The sequence below is a fragment of the Pseudoalteromonas luteoviolacea DSM 6061 genome (assembly GCF_001625655.1).
Classification (GTDB): Bacteria; Pseudomonadota; Gammaproteobacteria; order Enterobacterales; family Alteromonadaceae; genus Pseudoalteromonas; species Pseudoalteromonas luteoviolacea.
In genome coordinates, this window is record NZ_AUYB01000102.1 from 105,413 (window position 1) to 123,076 (window position 17,664).

Here is a 17,664-nt window from a genome sequence, read left to right on the forward strand (position 1 = left end):
TTATTCCTAGTATGTGTAAATGCGTTAGCTAGATGCGATTTCAATGTTACGAGTGGAGATTTTTTGTGTGCTGAGTAATTGAGTTTTGAAGTAAATAAAGGCGCTGATCACCAAGACACCAGCAATTGCTGAGATCCAATAACAAGCAGACACAAAAAATTGCAACCAAGAGAGCTCTGGTGTTGCAAATGTTTTGTACAACAAAATGCCCACGGAGCCGATGTACCCAGCCGAATCTGCAAGATAAATCAAAAAACCAGCGTTTGCGGTCGAGCCCACTGCAGAGATTAGCCGGTCAAATAAAAAGCAATTGTAGGGTATATAACTGATATACAAACCAGCCCCGAGCAGTACCATCCAAGCCTTGGAAGACAGCCATTGAGACTCATATCCGTAGGTGCTTCCCGCTAAGAGGAGAATACCAAGCAAAATAAAATAGTGATTAGCAAAGAATGCTGTTCGATTTTTTTTTATCAGCACCAGTGCCGCCATTGCCAAAAGGACAAAAAAAGCGATTCTAATCCCTGCGTAGGCAAATATTGTGGGCTCATGGCCATACCCCAATGCATGCCAAATTTCTGCTGAGAAGTTGTCACGAAAATCTCTAAAGCCAGTAAATAATAAAAAGCTCAATACCAGCGCGAGAATGCCAAACCAATATCGCTTAAAGAACTGCCAACGAGCTTTGCCACTCATGGGAGCGCGCTTTTGTCTAGCCAGTTCATCCTCTTGAGTAGGCTTGGGAATGCTGTTTAAACATAAGACACTTAAAAATAATAATGGTAGAAACACAGCCCCAGTTACCGCTGGCATCCAAAGCTCATGGACGTCAAGCTCAACCACCAGCCATTGCCCCACAGTTCTAACAAGACCAGACGCTAAGATAAACGTCACACTTAATACGGCCCCAAGAATTTCGGTGGTTTTGCGCCCTTCTAAATAGCTAAATACTAACCCCCAAATCATGCCAAGGGATAACCCATTGACAAACAGCCAGACCACATTGATGCCATTGGGTGTTAATGCAAACAGCACCAATGCAAGTTCGGCACTTAAGATCATGCCTAAAATCGCGTATACACGCCTACTTGGTTGCATTTCAGCTATGACTTTTACACCAACAAGCTTGGCACACAGGTAGCCAAAAACTTGGGCTAGAATCAGTGCTACTTTAAAACTTACTAGCCAGTCTGAGTTGTTATATGCGTCATAAGAATTTACAGAAAATGGCTTACGAAACGCGTACATACTAAAGTAAGTTAAAAACGCACTTGACGCTGCAAACAAGACGAAACCCACCCCACTTGCTTTGTCAATCCAAGCAGGAGGTTGCTGCCAAAGGCGAAAATTGATCATGATACTTCCACTCATATGAGCAGGCTGTTACACCTGCCTCGATACCTTAATGATTAAAACTGATAGTTCAGTCCGACCATGCCACGAATACCGTAGTACTCCACTTGAACAGGACGTCCCTTATTCCCTTGGTAGTACTCCAAAGGCTCATCAGTCAGATTGTTCAATTCTAGGTACACTAGAGCATGCTCATTAAGTTGATATGACGTGGTGAAATCAACGGTGGTATTGGCGCCGTAAAAGATATCTTCTTGCGACGCATTCTCCTCTGACCCATGTTCGTCTATGTATGCGCCTTTGTGATTAACAGAGAATCGTGCAGCAAATTGTGTATCGTCATAATACAGCGTGAAATTGTAGAGCTCATCTGCTTGACCTGGTATTGCAGGGTTATCGCCCCGATTGAGCCCAGTCATTTCAGAGTCCATAAATGTTGCATTACTCATCACCCCAAAGTTCTCCAATTGGGGCGATATAAATGCTAGATCTCGATTGAACGCAATTTCGACGCCTGCGACTTTTGCACCGTCACCATTTTCTGGACGAGTAATGCTAATGCCATCGACACCTCGGTATGTATCTTTTTGTGTAGACCAATAGATGGGATCCTTGATGTCCTTATAAAATACTCCAGCTGATAGCAAGCCAACACGTTCAAAATAATGCTCGACCATTAAATCTAGATTTATTGAGAACGTTGGGTTTAAGTCAGGGTTACCGGTTTCCAATTTCTGCTCTTGCTCTAAAAACGTACCACCCGCCGTTAAATCGCCAAAGTCAGGACGTGCAAATGTGCGGGTCAAAGCAAAACGATAATTAGTATCTTCACTTGCTCGATAGGTCAGGTGAAAAGATGGCAAAATAGCCCAATAATCTTTCGTGTGATTATTCGCTACCAATGAATTTGAATCTTCTAAATAAGTAAACCCTAAAACTTCAGTGTCAGTGTGTGTGGCACGAATACCAGCAACTATTTCGACGTCTTCATTTAATTGGTATATGCCCATTCCATAAAATGAGGCATGTGTTTCGTTTACGGTGAAGTTACGCCCGAGCGCTCCGCCATTTTGCACCAGTGCAGACTCACCTTCATCAAGCTCAAATTTAGCCCTGTTGTTATTCCAAAACTGCATGGCGTCTTCAGTAGAGGCTACTGGCGCAAAAATACCTTGGTAATTTACAGGTAACTCAGAAAGATAGTCATTACGGCCAGGTTGGTCTGAAAGTGTAAAGCTATCCAATGTTGGGGTATCTCCGCTAGTTTCGCCCCAACTGTAGAACTCATCGGAGAAGCTAGCTTGTCTTTGCTTATCACGATATTTGGCGCCAAATTTCACGGCTAGCGCATTATCTATTTGCCAATCAAGGTCGACATTGACTACTGCACGGTCCTTCTCATTAACAAACACTTTATACAAATTGACCCAAGACAGCTGGCTCTGTGAGGGGTCCATACTGAAGTTTTCAGGTAAGTAAGTGCCAATACCATTCCAAGGATCTTGCCCGCCATCGACAACATTATAGGCATATGACTTACCATTTGACGCCTCTTTCAACCCTGAATAATTCACTTGCTGGTCAAAACGCATGACGAAATAGCTATGATCTTGCGTATTTGGTTTGTTCCCGTAACGAAATTCGTTCTCGTAACTGGCGATTTGCCAATTGAGTGTTTTATCAATCCCAAAGTCATGTTCACCTCTAAACTCATACCCAGTCATTTCGGTGATTAGCTCATCGCGTATATGTTGTAGTTCTATTCGACTTTTATCAAAACGTAAGCGGTGTTTGTAATGCGTTTCGTCATCAACCAAGGTGCCATACAAGGCGCTTGCGCTAATTGAACCATTGTCTAAATCATACTCTACGGATCCGTTTAAACCATATGTTTCTCGTGTCCCTGTATAATCTCGCAGTTCTAAACGGTAGATCCCATAATCTTCTTCTTTACCACGTCTACGGGTTTCGAAATTGTCTGTTGCCCAGTCTCGCTTCCATGCCGTAGCATTGATGATAAATCCAAGCTTGTCGTTTAAAACTCTATCGCCATAGATCACATTGGCTGAGTAATTGTTACCATCAGCTAGCTCATTTTGACCCACCCCTAGATTGGTTTTTAAAATGAACTCATCTGCGCCTTTTTTAGTAATGAAATTTACATTTCCACCAATTGCATCGCCTTCCATGTCTGGCGTAATGGCTTTGGATACTTCTACAAATTCAATTAATTCACTTGGAAAAAAGTCAAAGGCAGTTGCGCGGCTTGTGGTCTCTTCTTCCGCCGTTGGCAAGCGATTACCATTTAAACTGGTCGAACTCCATTGTGCTGGCAGTCCTCTTACTGCAACAAAGCGACCTTCACCTTGATCCCGTTCAATTGACACACCAGGGATCCTCTGAACAGCTTCCGCCGCATTTCTGTCTGGTAGTTTCCCTATACCATCCGCGGCAATGACACTCTTGATACTCAACGCATTCTTTTGTGTGTTTGCTGCGGCCATTTCACCTCTAAAGATTTGCCCAACACTAACAACCTCTTCAATAGTTTGGCTGTTGTTTAAAACAATAGGCTTAAGTGTTACAACTTTGCCATCGGTCACTTCAACCTCAATTTCTACATCCCCATAACCAATATAAGAAACGAACAAGGTATAACGACCACTTGCCAGCTTAGACAAGGCAAACTCGCCGCGATAATTCGTCACTGTGGACACATCACTGCCTTTAACACGTACAATCGCACCGGGTAAGCTTGATTGCGGATCTTCAACTACCCCTACCAATTTGCCACTGGAGGCATATACACTTGCACTACTAGCCAAAACTATCGCTGCTGCGATTTGTGTTAGTTTACTCATTGCTTTTATCTCAAATGTTGGGTTTCTTTCTGGTCTAGACCAATTTGTTGCAAATAGAGTAATGGCGGTTTTTTACACTGGCGTGACGGTTTGGTTAAAGGTTGGTTTAAAGAAAAGGAAGAACTTCACCTTTTTACAAGGTATGCCTTTGTATATTTATGAAGAAAACGAAGTAATAAGCAGCTCTACACTCACAATGACAAGCTTGATTGCACCGCGTCAACAAGCACTCTAGACCAAACGCCATCACTGTTACCATTGGTAAAATAAACAATGATATATGCGTCATCTAGCTTATCTTTGAATAGAATTCTAACCCGACTTAATGTGCCCCCATCATGACCCAACTCCTGAAATTGCCAATTTCTGCCATAGTCCCACCCAGACGCAAAATAGCCGATATTGCCATCACGTAAGCGATATGGTTGAAAGTATTTCTGCAATTGTGTTTGACTAATTAGTTTTCCAGCAGCCACAGCAGATAAAAATCGCCCAATATCATCTAGATTGCTATAATACCCGCCATGCGCAGCACTGTAGTCCGGCCATTGAATTGGCTTAAACTCAATCAATTTACCAGCCTTTACATGATAAGTTTTAACAACATTCGGATAGCGCTCAGATAGCTGTAGCCTTAAGGTGCTATTCATACCAAGCGGAGTAAGTATGCGTTGTTCAACAAGCTTTTCATAGTTAACCCCTGAAACAGACTCTAAAATAGCAGCCAATACCAAATAGTTGGTTTGTGTATATCTTATTTTTGTTGCTGGGGCAAAGTGTACGGGTTTTGCCTTTAAACGCTCAAAGGTCTCTTGTTTATTTGGTGCAAAAGTAAATTGCTTTACGTCTCTTTCAAAATATTCAGGGACACCAGATGCATGATTTAAAAACGCACTAACGGGAATATTTTGCCAGCCTATTGGCAAACCTTTTACGTACATAGAGGCAGGGCTGTCGAGCGCAATCTTTTGCTCTTCGACAAATTGCAAAATTAAAATACTGGCAAATAGTTTACTAATGGAATAAATAGGGAATAAGCTGTCTTTGTTGAGCGCATGTTCTTTTTTAAACAGTTCGCTACTATAGACATCTTTGAACACCTCTTTGTCTTGGTGCAATACTAAAAGTCCTTGAGCTGGGATTTGGTGCTTCTGAGCGTGTTGGGCGAGTAACCCCTTCAACTTCTGCGTATCACTCTGTTCATCAAGAAAGTTACACCCTGAAAGGGCGAAAAAACACAAGGTAACTTGAGTGATTATTCTAAACATCGACAACTCTTTTATTGGCAACTGTACCGATAAGCCACAGAAAAAGCTAGGGTTATGGACAATATCGTTCACCAAAGCTACACAGCTTTTACGAATAACCTTTTAGTCTAGACGCTTTCTCATACATTCATAGTATTGTGAGCATTACTGCGGTGATTCAAAGTCGCCAAAGCAACATGCCTCATCGCGTTTTCGCTATAAACTTTATGTGGTGATTGGGCCTTCAACCAACCTTACTATATGAATAATCAAAAAAGAGCCCGTAGGCCCTTTATTGCGACTCGAGCCACGCTCATAACCGATTATGAGCTCGACCGTAATCTATATCAGGTCCGTTTGGCACTACTTGAGTTGGATTGATCATCGTATGACTAAAGTAGTAATGGCGCTTAATATGGTAAAAGTCTACCGTTTGCGCGACATCAGGGTACTGGTATAAAGCACGCACATAATTAGAAATATTAGGATAGCTTTCAATGGTGCGCTTATTACATTTAAAGTGTCCAACGTAGACTGAATCAAAACGGATCAAAGTTGTAAATAGACGCCAGTCTGCTTCAGTCAAAGTGTCTCCCACAAGATATTGATTGCTGCTCAGTATCTCTTCCACTTTATCAAGTGCATCAAATAACTTTTCGTACGCAGCAGAATACGCTTCTTGACTGGTCGCAAAACCAGTTCGGTACACTCCATTATTGATACTTTCGTAAACAAAGCCATTTATTTCATCAATTTGTGGCTGGAGTTCTAAAGGATAAAAATCAAGCTCATTCCCTGTTAAATGGTTAAATGCGCTGTTAAACATACGAATGATTTCTGATGACTCATTACTCACGATTCGTTGCTGCTGTTTGTCCCACAGCACAGGTACCGTTACGCGACCACTATAATCAGTTTTGTTTTTTGTATAGATTTGATGCATGTATGCACTATCGAATAATCCATCGCCCGTACTGCCAGTCTCTTTGTCAAATGTCCAGCCATTTTGAAGCATATCTGGGCTAACAATAGACACATCTATGTAGTCTGCTAACCCTTTTAAATTACGAAAAATCAAAGTTCGATGCGCCCATGGACATGCTAGTGAAACATACAGATGATAGCGACCTTTCTCGGCTTTAAAGCCCGCCTCACCACTTTGCCCAGCATCGCCGCTTGCTGTAACCCAATTGCGCAGCTGTGCAGCTTCTCTTTGAAACTCACCATTGCTAGAAGCCGTATCGTACCACTTGTCATGCCATTGACCGTTTACTAATAAGCCCATTATTTTTCTCCAAATCTAAAAACATGAAACCTTTGCAGTAGCTTTGACTAGATGCGCACAGTGTTTATTTGCGCTTTGTATAAAAGCCACCCTCTTAACTCTGTGTAAATTGCTGGTATAACGATGTATACCAGCCACATTATGCGTTACTGTTTTACAAGCTTGTGGTCTACACTAAAACGCCCTGCCCCTGCAGAAGCCAACGCTAGAAAGCCACCAGCCATTGCTATATTTTTAAAGAACATAAAAAACTGCATTTGATCTGCTAAGTTATTGTGAAATACAAGGGCGCTCACGACACAAAACCCTGCAAATGCCAACGCTGTTAGTTGCGTTAGTGCGCCAGCAAGAATAAACAGGCCACCTATCAATTCAAATGCAATTACCACTGGCAATAAGAATTCGGGCAAGCCACCTGATACTAAGTACTGTGCATTACCGTCGTAATATTGAACTTTATTCATCCCTGCTAGAATGAAAATAACTGATAAACCAACACGACCAATTAAATTCGCAATGCTAGATAAGCTTTCATTGTTCGAGATAAAATTGACTAATTTCATTGTTTTACTCCTAAGCTCTAAACTTTTTCTTGGCACCTTTGCCTGACTTGCTAACAAGTTTACTATCGTTTAAAACAATTAAAATTAGTAAAAAATGAGCTTAACATTCTATTTTTAAGAATTTAAAAGGTAATCAAAATTAGAGGCTATCTGTAAGTGTGTATTAGGTTAAGTGTGTATTAGGTTAAAAGGGGCTGTATTTAGAAATATTTAGGGTGATAAGAAATAAAAAAGCCACCCAAGGTAAAGGTGGCTTACTATGTGATTTTACTTCTAGCTATTGAGCTTTATTTACTTTGTATGACTTAATGTTTCCTTCATTTTCTGAAGTTGACGTAATGTAAGCTAGTTGAATATCACCAGCTTGAGGTGACAAGGTTGCTTTAGCTATAGGGTTATCTGTGTTTGCCCCCTGCCCTGCTTTTACCACAATGAGTTCGTTTTGCTCAATCGGTAGGTCAAGGTAATCAGTCGCATCTCCATACTCGAGATCCTCCGCTACTCTTTCATCGCCCACATAAACGTCTATCTTACCCATGTCTGCAACATAGGTGTGAAACACAATGACTCGATATTTACTACTCGCAACCTCATCATCGTTAATTTTCACTGCTCCCAGCTGTGCCGCTTGAGCAGAGTCATTGTCAAGGCGACCAAATGCATATACTACGTAGTCGGCGTGTTCTGAAAAGCGAAAACGAGTTGACTCAATGGCCGTTTCCAATGAGTTGCCTTTCACCCCATAAAACGTGAAAACATTCCCATCAGAATCATCTTGTATCAACAGTTTTTCAGCTGATTTTTCACCAAAAAGTAGTCCATTTTTATCCGATAAAGACATTTCCTCTTTGCCTTTTTCAAATTGCCAGTATACGTCTACTTCGCTGTTCACCAAGTTGATTGCACTGACATCCGCGGTGTAACTATCATCACTACACCCAGCTAATACACCGACGAAAACCGAGAACACTAAACCTTTGATTAAATTCACTTTACTCTCCTCCAATTGTCACTGGAGAAAGTATAATCAAGCTATCTTCCTGAAGTTGTTATCGAGTGTAACTATTACCTACTTTGATGTAGTCAAGCGTTACAAGGCGGTAGATTAATTTGCAACATTGTATACTCGGTGCTTTCTAATCTAGCCAGCGATGCGATTAGCCAACTATTCAAGCGCCGCTGACATGTCCATTAAATGTTGCAAAAACTCATTGCACAGCTTTTTCTCAGTTCTTGATTAAACAGTTTTTGCAAAATAGTTATGTCACTCGTACGTACATAGTTAGGCCTCACTACTAATGAGATTGTGCGGTGGGGCCCAGGTTCATTTAGGTGGATTGCAACTAGATCAGACTCGCCTTTTACCAATTGGTCTAAAGCCATTTGTGGCACCAATGTTGTACCCATTTTAACTACAACCATTTGAATCAAGGTATGTAAGCTTGTGCTATCGAAAGAGGTATCTTTTTGTTCGTTCGACAATTTACAGGCACTCAACGCATGCTCTTTCAAACAATGTCCATCTTTTAGCAGCATTAATTTGTTCATTTCAAATTGTTCACTGCTTATCTCTTCAAAGTCCGTGCAACATTCTTCTTTGTGACTCACCCAGTAAAAGTCTTCCTGCCAAAAATCAAATGCCATGAGACCTTCTATTTGATAAGGGAGTGCCAAAATCGCAGCATCTAAGTCTCCTTGGCGAAGCATATCAGCCAATACATGAGACTGATCCTCAATAATTTTTAATCTAAAATCTGGATATTGTTTGCGTACTTCAGGCAGTACTTTAGGTAGCAAAAATGGCCCGATTGTTGGGATCACACCAATTTTCATTGGTCGTGCTAATGGGGCTTTATTGGTCTGTGCAAGGGTCATTAACTCATCAACCTCTAACTTGATCTTCCTCGCCTTATCTAGCAATAACCTGCCTTCTTCAGTAACAAACACATGTTTGTTATTGCGTTCAAAAATGACTGTGCCTAAATGCTTTTCGAGTTCGTGAATCGCGGTGCTCAGTGTAGACTGTGATACATGACAAGCATCAGCTGCTTTTTTAAAATGCAGTGCCTTTTCTACAGCCAACGCATAGACAATTTGTTTAAGTGAAACCATCGCTAATGTTCTTTATTTTAGATTGTTTTCTCTATCTTAATCGCTTAATTAAATAATGCACCCAAGCCAATGAGCGAAATTCATACAAACATCGAAAGGGTTGGTATTGAAAACCTTAAAAATTCAATATTTTCATACAGATAAAATATCGTGTTCACTTTCGAGGTAGATATTCTAAAAAACTGATGATTATCTTTAAGTTATTCAATTTTAATTCTTTGGTCGGTGATTTTAGGCTCTAAAGGACACTCACTCAGGCAGCTTTTACACACGCACTGAGTAATCTTATTTGGAGCTTTAATATGCGTACGAAAACATTAACCTTGGCAGCAATCGTCAGTATGGCGTTTTGTGGCACCGCAATGGCATCACCGTCTGCAACTCACATTAAAACTAATCAATTTTGGTGGCCTGAACAGCTCGACTTAAGCCCACTAAGACAGCACGGGATTAAGTCAAACCCCTACGGTGAAGATTTTGACTATCGCAATGAATTTATCAAACTTGATTTAGAAAAAGTCAAAGCGGATATCAAATCCACTTTAACTAATTCTCAAGACTGGTGGCCCGCCGACTGGGGGCACTACGGACCATTAATGATCCGTATGGCATGGCACAGTGCAGGCGTGTACCGAGTTCATGACGGTCGAGGTGGTGCAGCAGGTGGTCAACAAAGATTCAACCCTTTAAACAGCTGGCCAGACAATGCCAATTTAGATAAAGCGAGGCGCCTACTTTGGCCCGTCAAGCAAAAATATGGTAAACAGTTATCTTGGGCAGACCTTATGGTGCTTGCAGGCAATGTTTCGCTCGAGTCTATGGGCTTCAAAACCTTTGGGTTTGCTGGTGGACGAAGTGATGACTGGGAGCCTGATCTTGTATACTGGGGTCCAGAAACGACTTTTTTGGCAGATAAGAGAAGAGACAAAAAAGGAAAGTTAAAAGGCCCATTAGCAGCGGTTGAAATGGGCTTGATTTATGTAAACCCACAAGGCCCACATGGCAAACCTGACCCGTTGCTTGCTGCAAAAGACATTCGTTTATCATTTGGCCGTATGGCAATGAATGACGAGGAAATAGTCGCACTCATTGCTGGTGGCCATACTTTTGGCAAGGCACACGGTGCCAAAAAGCCAAATAACTGTATCGGAAAAGAGCCCGCGGCAGCACCAACTGAGCAACAAGGGTTCGGGTGGAAAAATACCTGTGGCAGTGGCAAAGGAGCCGATACGAGTACCAGTGGTTTCGAAGGTGCTTGGACCGTTACCCCCACGCGCTGGTCAACAAACTATCTCGACAATCTAATGAACTTCAACTGGGTGCAAACCAAAAGTCCTGCTGGTGCGATTCAGTGGATCCCAGATAACCCTGCAGCTGCAAATCTAGTACCTGATGCCCACATTAAAAACAAACGCAGCGCGCCAATTATGTTTACAACTGACTTAGCACTAAAAGAAGATGCGGCGTTTCGTAAAATTGTGGAGCGCTTTAGAGCTGATCCACAAGAGTATGAATTGGCGTTTGCAAAAGCATGGTTTAAGTTAACGCACCGGGATATGGGCCCCCGAGCTCGCTACCTTGGCAATGATATCCCAAAAGAGGTTCTCTTATGGCAAGATCCATTGCCAGAATCAACGGGCGAGCCCATCTCTTTAACGGATATTAAAAAGCTAAAGCAAGCAATTAATAAGACAGGGCTCAGTGATGCCGACTTAATCGAAACCGCGTGGGCTTCTGCATCAAGCCACCGAGTAACAGATATGCGTGGTGGTGCGAATGGAGCAAGAATTCAGTTGGCCCCGCAAAATACATGGGCAGTCAATAACCCTGCACAATTGAGCTCAGTATTGAGGCAGCTTACGCGGGTTAAGAATAAGTTCAATAAACACGCTAAACGCAAAGTATCACTTGCAGATCTCATCGTTTTAGGCGGCGCTAGCGGACTTGAAAATGCTGCAGCAAAAGCCGGTTTCAAAATATCTGTGCCTTTTGCTCCGGGAAGAACCGACGCCAGTCAAGTGCAGACTGATGTGAAATCTTTCAGCTACTTAGAACCAAAAGCAGACGCATTCAGAAACTATTACAATGAAGATGCCTTCATGTCTCCAACAAAGATGTTGGTAGATAAAGCCAATATGCTTGGACTATCTGTACCAGAAATGACAGTTTTAATGGGTGGCATGCGCGTACTTGGTACCAACACTGACAACTCACAAACAGGAGTACTGACTCATACTCCTGGGCAGCTAAACAATGCGTTTTTCATCAACTTACTGGATATGAAAACAAAGTGGAAAAAGTCTAACACCCAAGCAGGCATTTATATTGGGCTGGACAGAAAGTCGGGCAAGCAGCAGTGGCAAGCGAGCTCTGTCGATTTGATTTTTGGATCCAACTCTGAATTACGAGCGATCTCTGAAGTTTACGCATCTGAAGATGCACAGCAGAAGTTTGTTGATGACTTTATCAAAGTATGGGTAAAGGTCATGCGTTTGGATAGGTTTGATTTACGATAAAACGACACTAAAAAGCCGCTAACCGCGGCTTTTTAAATCTGCAATAATGAAAAAGCACTTTAGCCGACAGTCAGGCGATTGTTTGTATCCCTACTTGTAAGTACCTGTTGGGAATCAAAAGATGCTGTACGTTTTGCCATTCGGTCATATAAAAGTACATTTACAGTTGCGGCAAGATTCATACACCCAGTTGTTGGCACGTAAACAACCGCATCAGCTACATCAACAATACTTTGCGGCAAGCTGCCATCTTCAGGACCGAATACATAAAGAGCATCCTCCGGATGTTTAAACTCAGGCAGGGGGATTGCACCTTCTACTAACTCAACACACACAAGGGCTCTATTGGAAGTTTTTAATACCTTAAAGTCATCCACTTGTTCAATAGGGATATTATCGGCAATATTTTTTGTGTCTGTGTGATACTTTGCCGCTTTTGCATATCTATTTCCACTGAAATACACAGCTTGCGCACCATAACACCCCGCAGCACGTAAAACTCCACCTACATTGGTTGGTGACTTCGGATTAACCAGACCAATTGCCGAGTAAGACTCACTCATATTTTTAACTCTCAATGTGCTGGCAGCAAATACCACCAAAAATTTTCGACGGGCGATTGTATCACGCGCGGAATATAGTGCCAGTTAGGCCAGAAAGTCGACCTCGACACATAGTGTAACAAATGGAAATTTCACCTCCATCGTCACCGATATTTATCGTCCTTCAAATTATTGATTAAAAAGAAAGTATATAAAACAACTTTCTAAGAAAATTAATTGAAAAATAAGTAATAAGATATGTCTTAACTATCGCCTGTTACAAACTAAAAATTTCTATTGAATGTAACAGCTTATGTATATCTATTGATTCTAAATTTTTGATTCGCTAGCTTTGTAAAGGTGCACTTTTGTACAAATCAAGGAGATACTAATGAAACTTAAAATGAAGAAAAACACAATAAAACATCTATCTAACAAACGTTCATTAAACCTAGATGTTACCCCAAACATCGCAGGTGGTAAGCCTCTCATTGAAACACGTGCAGCTTGTCACTCTGAATGGGCTTGTACACACCCACAGGCTTGCTTGTCTTAATTTTAATGACTCGCTCAAGCGACCTTATAAACCTATGAGGTCGCTTTAATATGTGTTGTCACTACCTGCGAATTTTGCTCGTATTGCACTTATCAAAATGTATGTTCCAGCAGTCATTCATCCGTATAAAAACCCGACGTGCTACATTAGCGCCAAAAAGGCCGTACTAACCGACATAAAACAACGCTTAAATGCACAGGACAAACCAAACAGGTTCTATTTATCATTATTCCTCATGCGTTCAAGCAGCGTTTGTAAATTAAACGGACTAGTTTCATGTTTAATAAACTAGATAGCTGACTTAACGACCGTTGTGCTCAATCAGTTCCACAATGTCAATCACAAGAGTAATTAATACTCTGTTTTCGAGTTGTATTTTACAAACAACAAAGTTTCATGGTCGTATATATCGTTACACCAATGATGCTTGCTCAATATCAGGTCGGGCACATCGTCACGCTCTATCACTTGTTTAAAACCAAATTTCTGATAAAACTTTGCTAAGTGTGCAAATGGCAAACAATATACATGTTTGAACTGGGAGGCATTTTCAACTAAAAATGCGAACAACTTGGCAGCCACGCCAGCGCCTCTAAAATCTGGGTTGACATACATCCCCCCCAACTCAGCATGAAACTCAGAAATAGTTTGAACACGGCCCACGCCAATTTTCTGGCCATCAATCATTGCAATCGCTATCAAATCAGATTCTAAACTAGACAATTTAAAACCGATTCTCTGGTATTGCTCATTTACCCAGTGTATTTCTTCTTTCTTCGCTTTTCTTATTGTTACTTCACCATTCATTCTAGACAGCTCCAAAGAGTACTCCCTACAATTTAAATATCATACACTTATAGCAATTACTAGCCATACAAGACCGGTGTTGATTTGCCGCCCTGAACAATAACTACTCTGAGTATCAAATTCCGTGTAGCTCATGACAAATTTCAGCTTTTTACTCAAACTTCGATACACACTGTTCATGTTGAAAAACATCCATAAAAAGGAATTAAAATATTGTTATTTAAAGTTTTTAACACCTGTTAAAACAATACAAAAACTACCAATTCAGAGCCCAACTGAGCTTTGTCCAATACATATTTCATCAATAATGAAACGCATTGTTATTTAGCTTCTATACTTGTTGTCAGGACTTTTGATATTTCTCGCTACACCAGCGTCTTAAGGGAACTTTGAACATGGTTAACTCTGCCCGATTCAATTTTTTATCTACGCTACAATCCAAGCTTATTGCGGCTTTTTCTGCGGTAATGGTTACATTGGCCATTATTGGCTTAATTTCATTCTTTGCTTTAAAAACAGCCTCGGACGGCTTCAAAGACTATCGCGAACTAGCGCGTGACAGCAACCTAGCAGGCATATTGCAATCAAATATGCTGATGGTTCGTATGAATGTGAAAGATTTCTTATTAACCGGTAGCGACAAGGATATAAACCAGTACAACCAATATTTTGTTGAGGTAGAGAAGTTACTTAATGATGCAACTCGAGAAATCAACAAACCCGAACGTGCTGCAATGGTAGAGGAACTCATAAAAGAAATTACTCAGTACAATCAGACCTTTGAAATTATTAAAGGCTATCGAGTGCAAAGAGATGAGCTCGTCAATGGACAGCTCAATGTATTGGGCCCTCAAATGGAGCGAGAGCTCACTAAGCTTATGTATCAAGCATCTGAAGACAGTAACACTCAGCTCGCTTATTTGACTGGCGTTGCTATGCGAAATCTACTTCTGGGTCGTTTGTACGTTATTAAGTACTTGGAGAGTAACGATGAAAGTGCTGATCAGCGAGTTAGGCAGGAATTCTCACAATTTGAAGAACAGATGGATCGCATTGAGCTGTTGACAAATTCTAACTCCAGCAGACAAATGATTAACCAAATCAGAAATATGGAATCTGAGTACAAAATAGCTTATCAGAGCGTTCACGATATTATCGTCGACAGAAATGATAAAGTCGCCAACACACTTGATGTCATTGGGCCTCAGTTCGCAAAGTTAGTGGATAACTTAAAGCTCTCGGTTAAATCTGATCAAGACACACTAGGACCTAGGTTAAAAGCTGACAATGAATTCGCAATAAATAAAATTTTAGTTACCTTTGCCATTGCCCTGTTATTGAGCGGATGCGTAGTCTTTATCCTAACCCGCTCTGTTATGGCGCAGTTAGGTAAAGACCCCAACGAACTTGAGCAGATTGCCATAGCGATTGCCCGCGGTGACTTAGATGAAAAGTATGATGAAAGCGCACCAAAAGGGGTGTTTAAATCAATGCTTTCAATGCGTGATAGTTTGAGACTTGGCAAGGAAAAAGAGCAAGAAGAGAAGCGCATAGCGAGTGCCAATGCGCGAATTAAAAGCGCTCTAGATAATGCCAGTGCCTGTGTCATGATTGCCAACAAAAAAGGCCAAGTTATCTATCTAAATGATGCTATCAACTCGATGTTTAAAGAAGCAAGCCAAGATATTTGTCAAGTACACCCAAGCTTTGACTACAGCAGCATTCTAAACGCGCCTTTAAGCATGCAGCTACCAACTTTTTCGGAGGTTGAAAATCAAGTTCAGAAATTATCCAGCACCTTTGAAAGCGAACTGGAAATAGCAGGAAGAACATTTGCATTGGTCGCAAGCCCTGTTGTTGTTGATGGTCAAACAGTTGGCCTGGTATATGAATGGGAAGATAAAACTCAGTGGTTAGCAAATGAAAAAGAAAAGGCTCGAGTAGCATCTGAAAATGCCCGTGTGAAGTACGCATTGGATGGCTCATCAGGTCAAGTAATGATCACTGATGATAATTACCAAATTATCTACTTAAATGCAGCGCTTGAGCAGATGTTCGCAAATGCAGAACGGGACATCACCAAAGCCCTTCCTGAATTTGACCCAACTGGATTAAAAAATCAGCCACTCGCGCGCAACTTTGAGCACTTTTCTGAACTGTTGGTAGAATACGACACACTAGTTACAAGCCACGAAAGTGAGTTTGTTGTGGCTGGAAGAACATTCTCTATTGTCGCGAGTCCAGTTAATGTTGAGGGTAAACGAGTTGGTACTGTAATCGAGTGGCAGGACAAAACAGAGTGGCTCGCGCTAGAACTAGAAAAGTCACGGATTGCCTCAGAAAATGCACGCGTGAAATATGCATTAGACAGTGTCTCTGGCAATGTAATGATTGCCGATCCTGATTTGAATATCATCTATGCCAATAATGCATTACAAAAAATGATGGCAGAGTCTGAGCATGACATTCGTCGACACGTTGGCTCCTTTAGCTCAACAGAACTTATTGGCTTTGCAATTCAAGACTTTTACTTGGAGCCCGAGCAACAAAAACTAGTCTTTGATAACTTAGACGACACCCTGAGAAGGGTTGAAAATATCGGTGACAAAGTGTTTGGATTGACAGCGAATCCAATTGAGGTTGAAGGTGAACGCATAGGGACAGTACTTGAATGGGTTGATCGTACCGCAGAAGTCAATATCGAAAAAGAAATTGACCAAATTGTTCAAGCGGCATCTCAAGGCGATCTCAGTAAAAAAATTGACCCCACAGGCAAGTCCGGATTCTTTGGCAACCTAAGTCAGGGTTTGAATGGCCTATTGGACACTGTAGAGGTAGCCCTTGATGATGTGATGCAAATGTTAGGTTCCCTTGCCCATGGCGACTTATCAAAACGTATCACAAATGAGTACCAAGGCAAATTTGGCCGACTCAAAGAAGACACCAACGCGACAGCTGATAAGCTGACAGAAATTATTTCCAGTATTCGCTCTTCAGCAGGGAGTATTTCTCAAAGTGCCAACGAAATTGCACAGGGGAATATGGACCTCAGTCAACGTACTGAAGAGCAAGCATCTAGCCTCGAAGAAACATCGGCCAGTATGGACGCCATGACAGATAGTGTGAAACAAAGCAGCAAACGTGCTGAAAATGCCAATGAGCTATCTATGGAAGCCGAACAACGCGCTGAACAAGGTGGACAAGTTGTCAATTTAGCTGTCACAGCCATGAAGGAAATCAGTGATTCAAGCAAAGAAATTTCTGAAATCATCGGCGTCATTGACGAGATTGCTTTTCAAACCAACTTATTGGCGCTCAATGCTGCTGTCGAAGCTGCAAGAGCTGGAGAGCAAGGAAGGGGCTTTGCTGTCGTTGCTGGCGAAGTAAGAAATCTTGCCCAACGCTCCTCAGAGGCGGCAAAAGAAATCAAAGAGCTCATCCGAGACAGTCAAACAAAAGTAGAAGAAGGCACTTCTTTGGTCAATAAATCTGGGGAAACCCTCTTAGAGATCGTAGAGTCGACTTCAAAAGTTCGCGCAATGATGCAAGAACTGGCTGTTTCTGCTCGCCAACAGTCTGAGGGGATTGTCCAAGTCAACAGTGCAGTTACCCAAATGGACGAAATGACACAGCAAAACGCTGCACTAGTGGAAGAAGCGTCTGCTGCTGGACAGTCAATGGCTGATCAAGCCAATAATATGAATCGCACAATGGACTTTTTCACTTTAGACAAAAGCAGTGTCAGCAATGCAAAGGGGCTGGCACATATCGCTTCATAATTAAACCCACCCGCAGCCATAATATTTGCTGCGGGTATTTTAC

Annotated in this window: 12 protein-coding genes; 3 read left to right on the forward strand and 9 right to left on the reverse strand. The window is 41.6% G+C overall.

Translation table 11 applies throughout. From position 1 onward, the window contains the following. Positions 1-24: 24 nt before the first annotated feature. The 7 genes from N475_RS11390 to N475_RS11420 form a co-directional block, all read right to left on the reverse strand. Positions 25-1,356, reverse strand: a complete 1,332-nt coding sequence (locus N475_RS11390; protein ID WP_063365310.1) for a DUF5690 family protein — start codon at positions 1,354-1,356, stop codon at positions 25-27. 53 nt (positions 1,357-1,409) lie between these two features. Next, positions 1,410-4,214 (reverse strand): TonB-dependent receptor, encoded by a 2,805-nt coding sequence (locus N475_RS11395; RefSeq protein WP_063365311.1) that lies wholly within the window; start codon positions 4,212-4,214, stop codon positions 1,410-1,412. Positions 4,215-4,405: 191 nt separating this feature from the next. Then, entirely contained in the window at positions 4,406-5,482 is a 1,077-nt protein-coding gene (locus N475_RS11400) for a serine hydrolase domain-containing protein (RefSeq protein ID WP_063365312.1), read from the reverse strand. A 292-nt stretch (positions 5,483-5,774) separates the two neighbouring features. Beyond that, positions 5,775-6,746, reverse strand: coding sequence for a glutathione S-transferase family protein (locus N475_RS11405; protein WP_063365313.1), 972 nt, complete (start codon positions 6,744-6,746; stop codon positions 5,775-5,777). A 146-nt stretch (positions 6,747-6,892) separates the two neighbouring features. Further along, positions 6,893-7,309, reverse strand: coding sequence for a DoxX family protein (locus N475_RS11410; protein ID WP_063357758.1), 417 nt, complete (start codon positions 7,307-7,309; stop codon positions 6,893-6,895). A 277-nt stretch (positions 7,310-7,586) separates the two neighbouring features. Next, positions 7,587-8,300: a DUF4397 domain-containing protein gene (locus N475_RS11415; RefSeq protein WP_063365314.1), complete on the reverse strand. Its 714-nt coding sequence runs from the start codon at positions 8,298-8,300 to the stop codon at positions 7,587-7,589. Between the two features lie 200 nt (positions 8,301-8,500). Further along, a complete protein-coding gene (locus tag N475_RS11420) occupies positions 8,501-9,421 on the reverse strand; it encodes a hydrogen peroxide-inducible genes activator (protein ID WP_063365315.1) in 921 nt (306 codons plus the stop codon). A 302-nt stretch (positions 9,422-9,723) separates the two neighbouring features. Here N475_RS11420 and katG point away from each other — a divergent pair, with 302 nt between their 5' ends. Then, a complete protein-coding gene (gene katG, locus N475_RS11425) occupies positions 9,724-11,937 on the forward strand; it encodes a catalase/peroxidase HPI (protein WP_063357755.1) in 2,214 nt (737 codons plus the stop codon). Positions 11,938-11,996: 59 nt separating this feature from the next. On the opposite strand, the gene N475_RS11430 is transcribed toward katG, so the two are convergent. Continuing rightward, positions 11,997-12,500 carry an RNA methyltransferase gene (locus N475_RS11430; protein ID WP_063357754.1) on the reverse strand — a complete coding sequence of 168 codons (504 nt, stop codon included), beginning with the start codon at positions 12,498-12,500 and terminating at the stop codon, positions 11,997-11,999. 370 nt (positions 12,501-12,870) lie between these two features. On the opposite strand from N475_RS11430, the gene N475_RS25460 reads away from it, so the two are divergent. Continuing rightward, the gene (locus N475_RS25460; RefSeq protein WP_155732575.1) at positions 12,871-13,035 is read left to right on the forward strand and encodes a hypothetical protein; all 165 of its coding nucleotides are present in this window, start codon (positions 12,871-12,873) and stop codon (positions 13,033-13,035) included. Between the two features lie 351 nt (positions 13,036-13,386). On the opposite strand, the gene N475_RS11435 is transcribed toward N475_RS25460, so the two are convergent. After that, on the reverse strand, positions 13,387-13,857 hold the full coding sequence (locus N475_RS11435) for a GNAT family N-acetyltransferase (protein WP_155732576.1): 471 nt from the start codon (positions 13,855-13,857) through the stop codon (positions 13,387-13,389). A gap of 380 nt (positions 13,858-14,237) precedes the next feature. Here N475_RS11435 and N475_RS11440 point away from each other — a divergent pair, with 380 nt between their 5' ends. Continuing rightward, positions 14,238-17,621, forward strand: a complete 3,384-nt coding sequence (locus tag N475_RS11440) for a methyl-accepting chemotaxis protein (protein ID WP_063365317.1) — start codon at positions 14,238-14,240, stop codon at positions 17,619-17,621. Positions 17,622-17,664: the final 43 nt, after the last annotated feature.